Source organism: Serratia fonticola (assembly GCF_001006005.1).
In the GTDB taxonomy this organism is placed as follows: domain Bacteria; phylum Pseudomonadota; class Gammaproteobacteria; order Enterobacterales; family Enterobacteriaceae; genus Chania; species Chania fonticola.
This window is the reverse complement of sequence record NZ_CP011254.1, coordinates 4,039,723-4,055,294: the sequence shown is the minus strand read 5'-3', so window position 1 is coordinate 4,055,294 and position 15,572 is coordinate 4,039,723. Positions and strand designations below refer to the sequence as shown.

Here is a 15,572-nt window from a genome sequence, read left to right as displayed (position 1 = left end):
CGAGTGGATTTAATTACATGATAATAAAATAAAAAAATCCCGGCGAGGCATTTGCTTTGTCTCACCGGGATGGCTTTAGAACGAATTATTACAAGCTATGATTAAAGGCGAGCTGCCTGTGCGGCAATCTCCTGCGCTTCCTGCAACCAGCCCTGGGCCAAGGTGCGAACCAAGGCGTCATAGCCATCTTCACCCTGTTTCAATTCCAGGTTGAATGGCCGCTTGATCAGCCTGCCCTGATGGCTCAGCACCCATTCACCACGCACGATCGCTTTACCATCGTAGCGGCCATGGAAGCCGCTGATGGTGACGTTAAGCACATCCTGATCGCTGCTCATCGGCTGTGATGACACCACCCAACCCGGCAAAGCGCTGCCCAGGTTGGTCACCAACGTCTGCTGCAATTGCTGATCCAACGGGCTGGCCCACAGGTTGTTTTGCCCAATCACAAACTGCACGTCGTTAGTCTGGTAGACCACCCCACTCTGCGCCAGGAAATCCGCCACGCTAACGTGCTCCAACCACAGCTGACGTGACGCCTGGGTACCACTCACCTGAGCCGGCGTGCCCAACGCCGGTAACTGATAGTAGGTCTTGTTGGGCGTACTGCTACAGGCACTCAGCAACAGCGCCAGAACTACCGGGATCCATTTTTTCATTTTTTGGCCTTCTTCGGCTGAGGGTCATTACTGCCCGCGGCTTCAAATACCAGGGCGTTGCTCTTATCGTTCAGGGTACGCAGCACCGGTTGCAGCTCACGCAGCACCTGATCGAGACGTTGCATATCACCGACCATCTTGTTGTAGGCAGGCGATCCTGGCTGGAACCCTTTCATACTGCGATTGAGTTCTTGCAGGGTTTTCTGCATATCTTCCGGCAATGCCTTCATCTCTTTACTGCTGATGATGTCATTGAGCGACTGCATGGTTTTCTGCGTTTCTTTCATGGTCTTCTGGCTTGCGGCCAGCGTTTTGGTCGCTTCGTTGATCATTGGATTGATCGGCATCGAATTGATCTTATCCAGCGTCTGTACCAGCTTCTGCTGGATCTGCGCCAGGCCACTGCCGGTAGTTGGCAACAGCGGATAACCGAACAGCTCACGCGGCCCCTTCCACGGCTTCTCGTTTGGATAGAAGTCCAGATCGATATATAACGCTCCGGTCAGCAGGTTAGCAGACTTCAGCGAGGCGCGTATGCCCCGTGCTTCTGCATCTTTCAAATGCTGTACTACGTCGAAGCCCTTACCCACCTCTTGGTTAAAGCGCTCTGGCTCAATACGGATCAGCACCGGTATGCGATAGTCATTATCCAGTTGCTGGCGCATGCCCTCTTTGTAGAACGGCACTTGCCCCACGGTACCCAGGCGAATCCCACGGAACTCGACTGGTGCCCCTGGCTGCAAGCCACGGATCGATTCGGAGAAGAACACCAGATAATCGACATGCTCGGTATACAGCGAATCCTGAATATTGCGCTGGTTATCGAACAGGGCAAACTCGGCCTTTTCTTTCACCGCAGGGCCACGCTCCCAACCTTCAGGCACGTCAAAGCTCACGCCACCGCTAAACAGCGTGGCCAAGGATCCCATTTCCACACGCATACCTTGTGCGGACATATCGAAGGCAACGCCGCTGTCTTTCCAGAACCGGACGTTGGTGGTGATCAACTGATCGTAAGGCGCGGTAATAAACAGCTGATAGCGCATGGCGCGCAGCTTGGGATCGAAATAGCTGGTTTCCACTGAACCGACGCGGTAGCCACGGAACAACACCGGATCGCCAGCGTTCAACTGGCCGGACTTGTCACTGTCCAGTATGACGCGCAACCCTTTGGCATCGGGTGAGGCCAGCGGCGGAGCATCCAGCAGTTGATAATCCTCTTTCCCTACCTTGCCCTTGCTGCCCGGCTGCAATTCAATGTAGGCGCCAGAGAACAAGGTTCCCAGCCCAGAGACGCCTTCACGGCCAATCTGCGGTTTCACCACCCAGAAGGCCGAATCGTCACGCAGCAGCTTTTCCATGCCGGAGTTCAGGCGAGCCTGCACCAGCACTTTACTCAAGTCTTCGCTCAGGGTGACACTTTCCACCGTACCGACATCCACACTGCGGCTTTTGATCTTGGTTTTTCCCGCTTCCAACCCTTCGGCAGAGGTCGTGACCAACGTCACTTGCGGCCCTTGATGGCTGAAGTGATAAAACAGGATCCACGCACCGATCAACGCGGTGACAATGGGAATGATCCACACCGGCGACCAGCGCTTGATCTTCTCAACATCCGCGACGCCATGATTACTTTCCGTCACCTTGCGGCTCCTTTTTTATTGTTTCATTTGCGCGATCCCAGGTTAAACGGGGATCAAACGCCATAGCAGCAAACATGGTGAGAATGACCACCATGGCGAACAGTAGCGCTCCAATGTCTGGATAAATACTCATCAACTGTCCCATACGTACCAACGCCGAAAGCACGGCGATCACAAACACATCGATCATTGACCAACGGCCAACAAACTCCACCACTTCATAAATCAGATGCATACGTTCGCTATCGGCCTTGGCCTTGCCTTTGCCATTGGCATCCAGGCATAACCAGCCAATCGCCAACATCTTGAGCGAGGGCACCATAATACTGGCAATGAAAATCACCATCGCCACGGGATAGGACCCTTCGCCCCATAGCAGTACCACCCCGGCCATGACCGTTGACGGCATTTTATTGCCCAACGCCTCGGTGATCATAATCGGCATCAGCATCGCCGGAATATACAATATGATCGAGGTGACCAATAACGCCATCGTCCATTGCAGGCTGTGGCGACGGCGTACATAGCCCACCGTGTGACAACGCGGGCATTTGGACTGCTGGGCGGGCAGGATGGCCGTACAGCAGGAGCAGGAACGAACGCCTTGCCGCAGGCCGGTACGCCCAACCTGCAACGGTTGTTCAATCACAGGGGCCGGTTCAATATCTTGCCACAACCAGCGACGATCGACGCATTGGAAGGCTCGCACCTGCAGCAGGCAAAACAGACAGTAAGGGATGAAACTGGAGCCAATGCCGATATCACCATAGGCCATCAGTTTGACGAAGCTGACCAGCACGCCAGCCAGAAAGATCTCGACCATGCACCAGGTCTTCAACTGGAACAGCACCTTGGCCATCCAGATCTTCCATTGTCGTGGCAGCCGCACCCTGGCACACAACAGAATAATCGCCAACATGCAAAACGCCGGGATCAGTTGCACAAACACCATAAACAGGGTGGCCATGCTGGCATAGTCTTCTGCCACCATCACCTGAGGAATTTGGATCAGTTTGATTTCATTGCCCAGACCGGCAACGCGCATGTTGATAAATGGGAAGATATTGGCTAACACCAGCATGAATAATGCGCTGAGGGCAAAACCAATCGGTTGTTTACGCGGTTCTGCCCAGCGGGCGCTGAGTGTCGTTTTACAACGGGGACAAACGGCCTTGGAGCCTGATTGCAAAGGCGGCAACGCCACCAGCATATCGCATTGTGGGCACAGTATCAGGTTATCCTGTTGACGCTCGCCATGCATCGCATGACTCTGCTGCTTATGACTTTCGTGGGAACACACCATTATCCTCCTTAACCGTGTCGCTCATCGGTACAGCCTGGGTTGCCCACAGCAGCAGCGTGCGGGCAACCCTGTTTCCAATCAGCCGTTTTTCATTGCTTCCAGCTCTTCCCAGCGGGCAAAGGCTTGTTCCAGTGCCTGCTCCGCAGTGGCAAGATCGGCCAGCACCTGCTGGGTTTCGCTATGTGGGCGTGAGAAGAACCCTGCGTCACTCACCTGTGCCTGCAAGGCTTCAATATCCATTTCCAGCTGTTCAAGGCGCTGTGGCAACTGCTCCAGTTCGCGCAGCAGGTTATAACTCAGTTTGGCTGCTGATTTCTTAGGCTGCTCGGTTTTTTTCTCCACTGCTGCCTTGGTTTGGCTGGTGGCTACCGTGCGGATCGGCTTGGCGGTGGCACGTTGATGGTGTGCATCGTAGTAGCCCCCAACGTAAGTGTCGATCACGCCATTACCTTCGAAAATCCAGCATTCGGTCACGGAGTTATCAACGAACTGACGATCGTGGCTCACCAGCAATACGGTACCCTGGTAGCTATCAATCATCTCTTCCAACAGTTCCAGCGTTTCGACGTCCAGATCGTTGGTTGGTTCATCGAGGATCAGCAAATTACTTGGCTTAAGGAATAATTTGGCCAACAGTAGGCGGTTACGCTCCCCGCCCGACAACGCTTTGACCGGTGTCATTGCCCGTTTAGGGTGGAACAGGAAGTCCTGCAGATAGCCCAGCACATGGCGCGAACGGCCATTGACCATCACTTCCTGCTTACCTTCCGCCAGGTTATCCATCACGGTACGTTCTGGATCAAGCTCGGCGCGGTGCTGGTCAAAGTAAGCCACTTCCAGCTTGGTGCCACAGTGCACTCGCCCGCTGTCGGCTTTCAGTTGACCGAGCATCAATTTCAGCAAGGTGGTTTTACCACAGCCGTTTGGCCCCACCAATGCGATTTTGTCACCGCGCTGCACCTGGGCGCTGAAGCCCCGGACCAGCACTTTGTCGGCAACCTGATAATTGACGTCTTCCATTTCGAACACAATCTTGCCCGAACGCACGGCCTCTTCCACCTGCATCTTGGCGGTGCCCATCACTTCACGACGTTGTGAACGCTCGTTACGTAACGCTTTCAGAGCGCGTACCCGGCCTTCGTTACGCGTGCGGCGTGCCTTGATGCCCTGGCGGATCCAAACTTCTTCCTGCGCCAGTTTGCGGTCAAATTCGGCGTTCTGCAGCTCTTCGACCCGCAGCGCTTCTTCTTTGCTTTCCAGATACAGCTCGTAGTTACCCGGCCATGACACCAGCTTGCCGCGATCGAGATCGACAATGCGCGTGGCCATATTGCGGATAAACGAACGGTCGTGCGAGATGAAGACGATGCTGCCCTGGAACTCTTTCAGGAACCCTTCCAGCCAGTCGATGGTGGTGATATCCAGGTGGTTGGTAGGTTCATCAAGCAGCAACACGCGCGGTGAACTGACCAATGCCCGGCCCAGTGCCGCTTTGCGTAGCCAACCACCGGACAGGGAGGAAAGTTCCGCATCGCCGTTCAGGCCCAGTTGCAACAGAACTTCACTGATACGGCTGTCCAACTGCCATAAGCCCTGGTGATCGAGGATTTCCATGACCTGCGCCATACGCGTCAGGTTCTTTTCGCTCGGATCCAGCTCTACCTGGTGCGAGATAGCGTGATACGCCTTCAGGTGTTCCGCCTGCTCGGCCACGCCTTCGGCCACAAAGTCGAACACCGTGCCGCCGATATTGCGCGGAGGATCCTGCTGCAAACGCGCCACAATCAGATCCTGCTCGTAAATGATGCGCCCATCGTCCAATGGGATCTCTTTACCGAGGATCTTCAGCAGGGTCGATTTACCGGCCCCGTTGCGCCCAACCAGGCAGACGCGTTCATTGTCTTCAATATGAATTTCGGTGTTGTCTAACAAAGGTGCATCGCTGAAAGAGAGCCAGGCACCGGACATGCTGATTAACGACATAGTAATTATTTTCCTTCGCCGGCGTGGGTGACCAGCCAGCAGTTGTGGATCTGACGGTTACGGGCAAAGTCTTCTGACTGTGTCTTGGCGGTAATTTCTTTCGCCTCCAGACCCAGTGCGTTCAGACCTGCCAGATCCATCTGGAAACCGCGTTTGTTGTTGGAGAACATAATGGTCCCGTTACGGCGCAGTATCCGTTGTAAATCTTTCATCAGCGCCAGATGGTCGCGCTGTACGTCAAAGGTGTTCTCCATCCGTTTGGAGTTGGAGAACGTCGGCGGATCGATAAAGATCACATCGAACTGTTCGTCGGCATTGTGCAGCCAGGACAGGCAATCTGCCTGGATCAAGCGGTGCTGTCTACCGGTCAGGCCGTTAACCCGCAGGTTCTTCTCCGCCCATTCCAGATAGGTACGCGACATATCCACCGTGGTGGTGCTACGTGCGCCCCCCAACCCGGCATGTACGCTGGCGGTGCCGGTGTAGGCAAACAGGTTGAGGAAGTCTTTGCCTTTGCTCATCTCACCCAGCATACGGCGAGCGATGCGGTGATCGAGGAATAACCCGGTATCGAGATAATCCGTCAGGTTGACCCACAGCTTGGCATTGAATTCTTCTACCAGCAGGAACTCGCCCTTCTGCGCCAGCTTCTCATACTGATTCTTGCCCTTCTGACGTTCGCGGGTTTTCAGGATCAACTGATTAGAAGGCAGCTCTAACACCGCCAACGTGGCGTTAATCACGTCAAACAGGCGCTGGCGGGCTTTCTGCGCGTCGATGGTTTTCGGCGGCGCGTATTCCTGGACCACTACCTTACTGCCATAGCGATCTACCGCCACGTTATAGTCAGGCAGATCGGCATCATACAGGCGATAGCATTCGATCCCCTGCTGCTTCGCCCATTTGTCCAATTTCTTCAGATTCTTGCGCAGACGGTTGGCAAAGTCTTCCGCCACCTGCACGCCACCAGCACCCTGCGGATTCTCCGCCAACTGGTAGTTTTTCTGTACGCAGTCCAACGGGCCGTTTTTCGCTTTGAACTGGCGCTCGGCGCGCAGTTGCAGGCAACTGAGCAGTTCTGGTGAGGCGCTGAACAACGAAAGCTGCCAGCCACCAAAATGGCTCTTCATGATGCGCCCTAACATATTGTGCAGCGCAATCAGTGCCGGTTCGCTCTCAAGGCGTTCACCGTATGGCGGGTTGCTGACCACCGTGCCTACCGGGCCTTCCGGCAGTGGGTTGGTCAGTTTGCTGACGTCATTCACGTTAAAGGTGATCAGTTCAGCCACGCCAGCGCGGCGGGCGTTCCCCTTCGCCATTTCAATGACGCGGCGATCGATATCCGAACCAAAGAAGCGTGACGGGGTTTCTTGCAGACCACGTTTCGCCCGCACCTGCGCTTCGGTGATCACTTCACGCCACAGTTCGGCATTGTGGCCGTTCCAGGCGGTAAAGCCCCAATGTTGGCGATGTAGGCCAGGCGCCCGATCGGAGGCGATCATCGCCGCTTCGATCAACAGCGTGCCGGAGCCACACATCGGGTCCAGCATCGGCGCCCCTGGTTGCCAACCGGAACGTTGGACAATCGCCGCCGCCAGGTTTTCCTTCAACGGAGCCTGGCCGGTCAGATCGCGATAGCCGCGCTGGTGCAAACCTTCACCGCTCAAATCGAGCGCTACGCTGGCCATATCACGCTGCAGGAAAACGTTCACGCGAATGTCCGGCTGCTGTTTCTCTACCATTGGCCGATCGTTGAGCTTGCGGGTAAAGCTGTCCACAATGGCGTCTTTAACCTTCAACGCGCCATATTGGCTATTGCGGATCTCTTCATTGAGGCCGCTGAAGTGCACGGCAAAGGTTTTATCCAGGCCAAATATCGATGGCCAGTCAATGGCCTGCACACCGAGGTACAAATCCAAATCGCTGTGCACGCGAAATTCATTCAGCGGCAACAGAATACGCGAAGCCAGGCGGCTCCAGAGCAGGCTTTGGTACAGAAGACGATCGTCACCCTGAAAATGTACTCCCCCCTGCACCACTTTGCAGGAGTGAGCGCCAAGCCGCTCCAGTTCGCTTTTTAACAGTTCTTCCAGTCCACGCGCCGTGCTGGCAAACAGAGTGTTCATATCGTGCTTATCACCAAAAAGAAAATTGTTGCGCATTATAGCTAATCCAGACCGCTTGTCATAAAGTTGCTCCCTTCTATTTCATTTATCGCACGGAGGCAGGGGTGATCACGCTCTCCCGACTTTACGTTCATCCGGTCAAATCACTACGGGGTTTGCAGCTTTCTCACGCCCAGGTGGCCAGTCATGGCCTGGCTTTTGATCGCTCTTTCATGATCACCGAGCCAGACGGTACCTTCATCACCGCCCGCCAATACCCGCAGATGGTGCTGTTTACTCCGGCGTTGTTGGCCGATGGCCTGTTTCTGACTGCACCGGACGGTGAAAGCGCGGCGATCCGCTTCGTTGATTTCGCCCCCGATGCGCAGCCGACCGAGGTGTGGGGCAACCATTTCACCGCGTTGATCGCACCGGAGGCCATCAACAGTTGGCTAAGCGGTTATTTTCAGCGCGAGGTCCAGCTACGCTGGGTGGGGCCTGAATTAACCCGCAGGGTAAAGAAACACCCGGAAATTCCGCTCTCCTTTGCCGACGGTTACCCTTATCTGCTGATTAATGAAGCCTCATTCCAGGATCTGCAGCAACGTTGCCCAAGCAACATCAGGCTGGAGCAGTTTCGCCCAAACCTGGTGGTAACCGGTAGTCCGGCCTGGGCAGAAGATGGTTGGCAGGTGATCCGCGTCGGCGACGTGATGTTCGATCTGGTAAAACCCTGCAGCCGTTGCGTATTGACCACGGTCAGCGTCGAGCGTGGTCGCAAACACCCGAGCGGCGAGCCGCTGAGTACGCTGCAACAGTTCCGCACTGCCGATAATGGCGACGTCGACTTTGGTCAAAACATGATTGCCCGAAACAGCGGTATTATTCGCGTCGGCGATAGCGTTGAAGTGCTGTCAACCAAACCACCGCGGCCGTATGGGGCAGGCAAGGTCGTCGAAAGCCTACAGGCACCGCAGGACAGCACCACCAGCGTGAACATTGAGTATCAAGGAAAGGTGTTTGCCGGTAATAACCAGCAGATCTTGTTAGAGCAGTTGGAGCAGCAAGGCATTCGCATTCCTTACTCCTGCCGGGCTGGCCTGTGTGGCAGTTGCAAGATAACGCTGGTGGAGGGCGAGGTTGCGCCGTTAAAGAAAAGCGCAGTGGCCGCCAACGGCGCCATCCTCTGTTGCAGCTGTATTCCTAAAAGCGATGTGAAGCTGGCATAACGCAGATTACACTGCCCTGTCGTAAGCCGGGGCAGACTGTTCATCCGGGATGCAAGGTTTCAGGCGGTCGTGCATCACTTTGATCGCATCCCCCAGCACCATGGTGCGCCCAGCCAACGTCAGTTGATTTTGTGCCAGCAAACACAGGCTGGCATTATCCCCGGCTTCCACCACCAGCAGACGCGCATCGACACCGCTATCCATCACCTTTACCGCCGCCAACTCGCCATTTTTAGGGCGTAGCGGATAGTGTTGCTGAGCAAAATGCCAGCTCTTGGGCATCAGGGGTTTAAGAAAACGAAAGGCCACCAGCGCATTTAATACCAACTCGGCACGTTGTTCATGGCTGAGCTTTATCTGTTTGCACTGTTCTTCATAATCAAAATAAAGCGCTGCATCATCGACGCAGAATGCACATTCAGCGAAGGCGTCCGGGGTTAGCATTTTTGCCGGAAAGCGTGAACGGAAGATCATACCATTGGCTAAATCGAGCATCAGTCGATCGTGCTCAGCGTCAAAATACCAACGCCAATTGTCATCAGGTTTTATCTTCATTGCTTATCCTTCTCACCACATGCCAACGCAGTATTACGCAAAGGGCGATTTTATCACCGGAAAGGTTGCTTAAACATCGGATAATTCCGCTACCGAACAAAATATAGACGAGCCGGGGGCAGAAATAAACCCCCGGTCGAAAATGAAAGGCAAAATATTAGATATGGGTAACGATATCTTTAATCAAACGCGGTCCGTGGAAGATAAAACCGGAATAAATTTGTACCAAAGTTGCCCCGGCCTCCATTTTTTCCCGCGCCGCCGTCAGGGAATCAATTCCACCAACGCCGATAATCGGCAAGCGCCCTTGCAACTCCTGTGACAGGCGACGGATCACTTCAGTGCTGCGTAACTGTACCGGACGGCCACTTAATCCCCCTGCCTGATCGCAGTAATTCAATCCCTGAACCAGTTTACGATCGAGAGTGGTATTGGTGGCAATGACCCCATCTATATTATGACGAACTAAACTGTCCGCTATTTGGATCAGTTCTTCCTCTGAAAGATCCGGCGCGATCTTTACCGCAACCGGCACATATTTGTGATGGCGAGCCTGCAATTGGGCCTGCTTATTTTTTATCGCCGCTAGCAGATCGTCCAGCGCTTCACCATACTGTAAGGATCGTAATCCCGGGGTATTGGGTGATGAGATATTAATCGCGATATAGCCGGCATACGGATAAACCTTATCCATACAGATCAGATAATCGTCTTTGCCCTGCTCGACCGGCGTGTCTTTATTCTTGCCGATATTGATCCCCAGCACGCCGCCAAAATGGGATTTCTTAACGTTTTCAACCAGATTGTCTACGCCGTGGTTATTGAACCCCATGCGGTTGATCAACCCTTCGGCCGGGACCAGGCGGAACAGACGCGGTTTATCATTGCCCGCTTGCGGACGCGGCGTAACGGTACCGACCTCAACAAAGCCAAAGCCCATCGCGCCAAAGGCATCAATGCACTCGCCGTCTTTATCCAGACCGGCAGCCAAACCTAACGGGTTGCTAAAAGAGAGCCCCATGCAGCTCACCGGCTTGCTCGGCACCGACTGACGGATAAGAAACTCTAGTGGAGTGCCGGTAATACGGCGCAGTTGACTGAAGGTCAATTCGTGTGCGCGCTCGGGATCGAGCTGGAACAAGGCTTTCCTGACAATGGGGTAGTACATGTACTCTCCTGATTTCCCGGTTATATCCTGCTGACTTGAGGGTGCAATTAAATCGCTGCGCATGATGGTGCTACAGGTGGAAGTCATGCAGAACGCCGACACGCCGTGAACCCGTCCATGGGGGCTCGTATCGCGCATCCCTGCGCTCAACGGTCGGCTAACCTGCATGACTCCCACCTGCCTCAAGCTTTGGCGTAGCGGTTACTTAGCGACAACCTCAAGTCAGCAGGATAGGCCTGTAGACCGGGGGCGTATTATCCGGTATCCCCTCGCCAATTGGAATTGATTAAAGGCAAAAAAAGCGCGTTTAACGCAATCGTTTTCCTTGTATGCCGCGATTTCCCCGCTTTTCCCCCTTTACGCATATCAAAATCAAAAAATGAGATTTAAACAACACCCCCTTTTGCTGTTAGCTTTAAAACACTTTACGAACATTAATTTAACAAAATCAACCTTTATACCCTATGGATTTCAAGTTGCAGCTAGGCGACAAACTTGTTCATCCCCAGGAGCTTACTTTTAGTAAGTGACTGGGGTGGACAAGTGCAGGTAACAACGCTGCAGCTTGAAAGACGACGGGTATAGGTATAAGGAGTGGCGATGCGCGTTTTATCTCTAGCTGGCAGCCCAAGGCTCCCCTCACGCTCGGCGGCGCTGTTACAACTGAGCCAACGCTGGCTACAACAGCAGCAGGTGGAAGTGATCCCCTATACCCTGCACGATTTTCAGGCGGAAGACCTGCTACGTGCCAATTTTAACAGCCCTGATATTAAAGCCTTCGCTGCGCAACTGGCCGCAGCGGATGGCCTCTTGATCGCCACGCCGGTTTATAAGGCATCGTTTTCTGGCGCGCTGAAAACCTTACTCGATCTGCTTCCTGAACGTGCGCTGGAACACAAAGTGGTTTTGCCGCTGGCCACCGGCGGTTCCATCGGCCACATGCTGGCGGTGGACTATGCGTTGAAACCGGTGCTGACGGCACTGAAAGCCCAGGAGGTGCTGCACGGCGTGTTTGCCGATGACGGCCAGATAGTGCTTAACGGTGAACAGGCCCAGCTATCCGATGGGGTGGCCGTACGCCTGAACGAAGCGTTGGACAGTTTTTATCTGGCGCTCAGCCGCCGTAAACCGCCGGTGCCAAACACCACCGCCTCTCTGTTAACCCGGCAAACTGCCTAACCGCCTAAGGAAATCATCATGCCACTCTCTTTCCGCCGTTGGCTTAACACCGGTGCGCTGGCCGCCATTATGGCGCTGGCGCTAACCAATACCGCTGTCGCACAAGATAACGCGCCTGCTCAGTTTCGTATCGGCTACCAAAAAGGTTCGGTGAGTCTGGTGTTGGCCAAAACCCATCAGTTGCTGGAACAACGCTTTCCTGCCACCAACATCAGCTGGATCGAATTCCCGGCGGGCCCGCAGATGCTCGAGGCGCTGAACGTCGGCAGCATCGATCTGGGCAGCACCGGCGATATCCCGCCTATCTTTGCCCAAGCCGCCGGGGCCGACCTGCTGTATGTCGGCGTAGAACCGCCAAAACCCAAGGCGGAAGTGATCCTGGTGCAGGAAAATAGCCCGATCCACAGCGTCGCCGAGTTGAAAGGCCACAAAGTAGCCTTCCAGAAAGGCTCCAGCTCACACAACCTGCTACTGCGGGCACTGCAAAGGGACGGCCTGAAGTTTACCGATATCCAACCGGTTTATCTGACGCCTGCCGATGCCAGAGCGGCCTTCCAACAGGGCAACGTCGATGCCTGGGTGATCTGGGATCCCTACTATTCTGCCGCGTTGCTGCAAGGTGGTGTACGGGTACTGACCGATGGCAGCGAACTGAACCAGACCGGTTCTTTCTACCTGGCCGCTCGCCCTTATACCGAAGCCAACGGCCCGTTCATCCAGCAGGTACTGGCGGTGCTGACCCAGGCCGATGCGCTGACGCATAGCGATCGGGCACAGAGCATTACCCTGCTGGCCAAAGCGATGGGCTTACCGGAGGCGGTGATTGCCAGCTATCTGGATCATCGCCCACCGACGGCCATCAAACCCCTAGGGGACGCCACCATTGCTGCCCAGCAAAAAACCGCCGATCTCTTTTTCGCCAACCGGTTGGTTCCGGTTCAGGTCGATATTTCTCAACGCGTCTGGCACCCAGCCGCACAATAATCAGGAGAAAACGCTATGAGCATTAACGTATTCTGGTTTTTACCGACTCACGGAGATGGCCACTATCTGGGGAGTTCAGAAGGGGCACGTGCGGTCGATTACGGTTATCTTCAGCAGATCGCCCAGGCCGCTGACCGACTCGGTTTCGGCGGCGTGCTGATCCCAACGGGACGTTCCTGCGAAGACTCTTGGCTGGTTGCCGCTTCGTTAATTCCGGTCACGCAGCGGCTGAAATTCCTGGTGGCCCTGCGCCCCGGCATCATATCCCCGACCTTGGCAGCCAGGCAGGCCGCCACGCTAGATCGCCTTTCCAATGGCCGCGCCCTGTTCAATCTGGTGACCGGTGGCGATCCAGAAGAGCTGGCAGCGGAAGGATTACACCTTAACCACACCGAACGCTATGAAGCATCCGCCGAGTTTACCCACGTATGGCGCAAAGTGCTGGAAGGTGAAACTGTCGATTTCGCCGGTAAGCATATTCAGGTGAAAGGCGCCAAGCTGTTGTTCCCCCCAGTGCAGCAACCTCGCCCACCGCTGTATTTTGGCGGCTCCTCAGAGGCGGCACAGGATCTGGCAGCCGAGCAGGTTGAACTGTATCTGACCTGGGGAGAACCCCCTGCCCAAGTGAAAGAAAAAATAGAGGAAGTACGAGCCAAAGCAGCGGCCCTGGGGCGCAAAGTCCGCTTCGGTATCCGCCTGCACGTTATCGTGCGCGAAACCACCGCAGAAGCCTGGCAGGCAGCCGACCGTTTGATCGCCAACCTCGATGTTCAAACCATTGCGGATGCACAAAAAGCCTTCGCCCGCTTCGACTCCGTTGGCCAACAACGTATGGCGGCCTTACACGGCGGCAAGAAGGACAATCTGGAAATCAGCCCTAACCTGTGGGCCGGTGTCGGATTGGTGCGTGGCGGTGCAGGCACGGCGTTGGTGGGCGATGGTCCGACGGTCGCTGAGCGTATTCAGGAATATGCCGACCTGGGTATCGATACCTTTATTCTTTCCGGTTACCCGCATCTGGAAGAGGCCTATCGCGTAGGTGAACTGCTGTTCCCGCATCTCGATCTAGCAACCAGCGAACAACCGGCACAGCTGCGTGCGATCAAGCCGCAGGGCGAAGTGGTCGCCAATATCTATGTCCCACAAAAAGTGTCACAAAGCTGAGGAGAACCGTGATGGCGATCGGTGCACAACAAATTCTGCACCGGCTGGCCCCCTGGGCTTTGCCGGTAGCACTGGTGATTGGCTGGCAGACCGCCGTTGAGGCCGGCTGGTTATCTAACCGTATCTTGCCCGCGCCGAGCGCCGTAGTGGCTGCCTTTTGGGCTTTAACCAAGAGTGGCGAACTTTGGCAACACCTGACCATCAGCAGTTGGCGTGCGCTGATTGGCTTCAGTATCGGTGGCAGCATTGGCCTGGTGCTGGGATTCATTACTGGCCTGTCCCGCTGGGGAGAGCGTCTGCTCGACAGCTCGGTACAGATGATCCGTAACGTGCCGCATCTGGCGCTGATCCCGTTGGTGATCCTGTGGTTCGGCATCGACGAGTCCGCCAAAATCTTCCTGGTGGCGCTGGGTACGCTATTCCCGATCTATCTGAACACCTACCACGGCATCAAGAATATCGACCGTGGCCTGCTGGAAATGGCGCGCAGCTACGGCCTGAGCGGCTTTAGCCTGTTCACGCAGGTGGTGTTACCCGGCGCGCTGCCTTCGATCATGGTCGGCGTGCGTTTTGCCCTCGGGTTTATGTGGCTGACGCTGATCGTCGCCGAAACCATCTCCGCCAACTCGGGCATCGGTTATCTGGCGATGAACGCCCGTGAATTCCTGCAGACTGACGTGGTGGTGGTCGCCATTATTCTATATGCCCTGCTAGGCAAACTGGCCGATGCCTGCGCACAGCTGCTCGAACGTGTCTGGTTACGCTGGCATCCGGCCTATCAACTGAAATCAGGAGAAGCATAATGACGGCACCGACTCGCATCCCGCAAGGCACCCCCATTACGCTGGAAGCCATCGCCAAACGTTATGGCAACCGCACCGTGCTGGACGATCTGCAACTCCGCATCACCGCGGGCCAGTTTGTGGCCGTGGTTGGCCGCAGCGGCTGTGGTAAAAGCACCTTATTGCGCCTGCTCGCAGGGCTGGAAACGGCCAACAGCGGGACACTGTTGAGTGGTAATGCCCCGCTCAGCCACGCCAAAGATGATACGCGGCTGATGTTTCAGGATGCTCGCCTGCTGCCGTGGAAAAAGGTGATCGATAACGTGGGGCTTGGCCTACGCGGTAACTGGCGTGATGCTGCATTGCAGGCGTTAACCACCGTTGGGCTGGCCGACCGTGCCAATGAATGGCCGGCCGCACTGTCTGGCGGGCAGAAACAGCGTGTCGCCCTGGCCCGTGCGTTGATCCATCGCCCACGGTTGTTGCTGTTGGATGAACCCTTGGGGGCACTGGATGCGTTAACGCGTATAGAAATGCAGGGGCTGATCGAAACGCTTTGGCAACAGCATGGCTTCACCGTACTGTTGGTCACGCATGACGTTAGCGAGGCGATCGCACTGGCCGATCGGGTGCTGTTAATCGAAGAAGGACGTATCGGGCTGGATCTGACTATTGATTTGCCACGGCCGCGCCGTAAAGGTTCGGCAAAGCTGGCGGAGTTGGAAGCAGAAGTGTTGGCAAGAGTGTTGGCACCACCGCAAGCCGTTGGAACTTCCCGCCGGGCGGCGAATTAATCAGGGGACGGCAAATGCCGTCCC

The 15,572-nt window shown here is 55.4% G+C and carries 13 protein-coding genes; 6 read left to right on the top strand and 7 right to left on the bottom strand.

The window, feature by feature from the left end; translation table 11 throughout:
* Positions 1-101 precede the first annotated feature (101 nt).
* From pqiC to rlmKL, 5 genes are all read right to left on the bottom strand, one after another.
* On the bottom strand, positions 102-659 hold the full coding sequence (gene pqiC, locus WN53_RS18005) for a membrane integrity-associated transporter subunit PqiC (RefSeq protein WP_024486050.1): 558 nt from the start codon (positions 657-659) through the stop codon (positions 102-104).
* Positions 656-2,302: an intermembrane transport protein PqiB gene (gene pqiB, locus WN53_RS18000; RefSeq protein WP_024486049.1), complete on the bottom strand. Its 1,647-nt coding sequence runs from the start codon at positions 2,300-2,302 to the stop codon at positions 656-658. Before pqiB ends, pqiC begins: the two co-directional genes overlap by 4 nt.
* Positions 2,289-3,563: a membrane integrity-associated transporter subunit PqiA gene (pqiA, locus tag WN53_RS17995; protein WP_235167025.1), complete on the bottom strand. Its 1,275-nt coding sequence runs from the start codon at positions 3,561-3,563 to the stop codon at positions 2,289-2,291. The genes pqiB and pqiA overlap by 14 nt, the downstream gene beginning before the upstream one ends.
* Before the next feature lie 120 nt (positions 3,564-3,683).
* Positions 3,684-5,588 (bottom strand): ABC transporter ATP-binding protein, encoded by a 1,905-nt coding sequence (locus tag WN53_RS17990; RefSeq protein ID WP_024486047.1) that lies wholly within the window; start codon positions 5,586-5,588, stop codon positions 3,684-3,686.
* Between the two features lie 5 nt (positions 5,589-5,593).
* Complete coding sequence (rlmKL, locus tag WN53_RS17985; protein ID WP_024486046.1) at positions 5,594-7,714, bottom strand: bifunctional 23S rRNA (guanine(2069)-N(7))-methyltransferase RlmK/23S rRNA (guanine(2445)-N(2))-methyltransferase RlmL; 2,121 nt, start codon at positions 7,712-7,714, stop codon at positions 5,594-5,596.
* A gap of 104 nt (positions 7,715-7,818) precedes the next feature.
* Between rlmKL and WN53_RS17980 the strand changes: the two genes are divergently transcribed.
* Complete coding sequence (locus WN53_RS17980; protein WP_024486045.1) at positions 7,819-8,922, top strand: YcbX family protein; 1,104 nt, start codon at positions 7,819-7,821, stop codon at positions 8,920-8,922.
* Between the two features lie 6 nt (positions 8,923-8,928).
* On the opposite strand, the gene WN53_RS17975 is transcribed toward WN53_RS17980, so the two are convergent.
* The gene (locus WN53_RS17975; protein WP_024486044.1) at positions 8,929-9,477 is read right to left on the bottom strand and encodes a cell division protein ZapC; all 549 of its coding nucleotides are present in this window, start codon (positions 9,475-9,477) and stop codon (positions 8,929-8,931) included.
* A 157-nt stretch (positions 9,478-9,634) separates the two neighbouring features.
* Positions 9,635-10,645, bottom strand: a complete 1,011-nt coding sequence (pyrD, locus tag WN53_RS17970; RefSeq protein WP_021804888.1) for a quinone-dependent dihydroorotate dehydrogenase — start codon at positions 10,643-10,645, stop codon at positions 9,635-9,637.
* 600 nt (positions 10,646-11,245) lie between these two features.
* Between pyrD and ssuE the strand changes: the two genes are divergently transcribed.
* Genes ssuE through ssuB form a run of 5 tightly spaced genes read left to right on the top strand, consistent with a single transcriptional unit; the run spans position 11,246 to position 15,548 of the window.
* Positions 11,246-11,824 carry an NADPH-dependent FMN reductase gene (gene ssuE / locus WN53_RS17965; RefSeq protein WP_024486043.1) on the top strand — a complete coding sequence of 193 codons (579 nt, stop codon included), beginning with the start codon at positions 11,246-11,248 and terminating at the stop codon, positions 11,822-11,824.
* An 18-nt stretch (positions 11,825-11,842) separates the two neighbouring features.
* Entirely contained in the window at positions 11,843-12,808 is a 966-nt protein-coding gene (locus WN53_RS17960; protein ID WP_046808142.1) for a sulfonate ABC transporter substrate-binding protein, read from the top strand.
* A 15-nt stretch (positions 12,809-12,823) separates the two neighbouring features.
* Positions 12,824-13,972 (top strand): FMNH2-dependent alkanesulfonate monooxygenase, encoded by a 1,149-nt coding sequence (gene ssuD, locus WN53_RS17955; RefSeq protein ID WP_024486042.1) that lies wholly within the window; start codon positions 12,824-12,826, stop codon positions 13,970-13,972.
* A gap of 11 nt (positions 13,973-13,983) precedes the next feature.
* Positions 13,984-14,775 carry an aliphatic sulfonate ABC transporter permease SsuC gene (gene ssuC, locus WN53_RS17950; RefSeq protein ID WP_046808141.1) on the top strand — a complete coding sequence of 264 codons (792 nt, stop codon included), beginning with the start codon at positions 13,984-13,986 and terminating at the stop codon, positions 14,773-14,775.
* On the top strand, positions 14,775-15,548 hold the full coding sequence (gene ssuB, locus WN53_RS17945; RefSeq protein ID WP_024484581.1) for an aliphatic sulfonates ABC transporter ATP-binding protein: 774 nt from the start codon (positions 14,775-14,777) through the stop codon (positions 15,546-15,548). Before ssuC ends, ssuB begins: the two co-directional genes overlap by 1 nt.
* Positions 15,549-15,572 lie beyond the last annotated feature (24 nt).

What these genes read in the sequence shown, in the direction of transcription:
- pqiC (WP_024486050.1), bottom strand. Translation starts at nt 659, where the DNA reads ATGAAAAAATGGATCCCGGTAGTTCTGGCGCTGTTGCTGAGTGCCTGT.
- pqiA (WP_235167025.1), bottom strand. Translation starts at nt 3,563, where the DNA reads ATGCATGGCGAGCGTCAACAGGATAACCTGATACTGTGCCCACAATGC.
- WN53_RS17990 (WP_024486047.1), bottom strand. Translation starts at nt 5,588, where the DNA reads ATGTCGTTAATCAGCATGTCCGGTGCCTGGCTCTCTTTCAGCGATGCA.
- rlmKL (WP_024486046.1), bottom strand. Translation starts at nt 7,714, where the DNA reads ATGAACACTCTGTTTGCCAGCACGGCGCGTGGACTGGAAGAACTGTTA.
- WN53_RS17975 (WP_024486044.1), bottom strand. Translation starts at nt 9,477, where the DNA reads ATGAAGATAAAACCTGATGACAATTGGCGTTGGTATTTTGACGCTGAG.
- pyrD (WP_021804888.1), bottom strand. Translation starts at nt 10,645, where the DNA reads ATGTACTACCCCATTGTCAGGAAAGCCTTGTTCCAGCTCGATCCCGAG.
- ssuE (WP_024486043.1), top strand. Translation starts at nt 11,246, where the DNA reads ATGCGCGTTTTATCTCTAGCTGGCAGCCCAAGGCTCCCCTCACGCTCG.
- WN53_RS17960 (WP_046808142.1), top strand. Translation starts at nt 11,843, where the DNA reads ATGCCACTCTCTTTCCGCCGTTGGCTTAACACCGGTGCGCTGGCCGCC.
- ssuD (WP_024486042.1), top strand. Translation starts at nt 12,824, where the DNA reads ATGAGCATTAACGTATTCTGGTTTTTACCGACTCACGGAGATGGCCAC.
- ssuC (WP_046808141.1), top strand. Translation starts at nt 13,984, where the DNA reads ATGGCGATCGGTGCACAACAAATTCTGCACCGGCTGGCCCCCTGGGCT.
- ssuB (WP_024484581.1), top strand. Translation starts at nt 14,775, where the DNA reads ATGACGGCACCGACTCGCATCCCGCAAGGCACCCCCATTACGCTGGAA.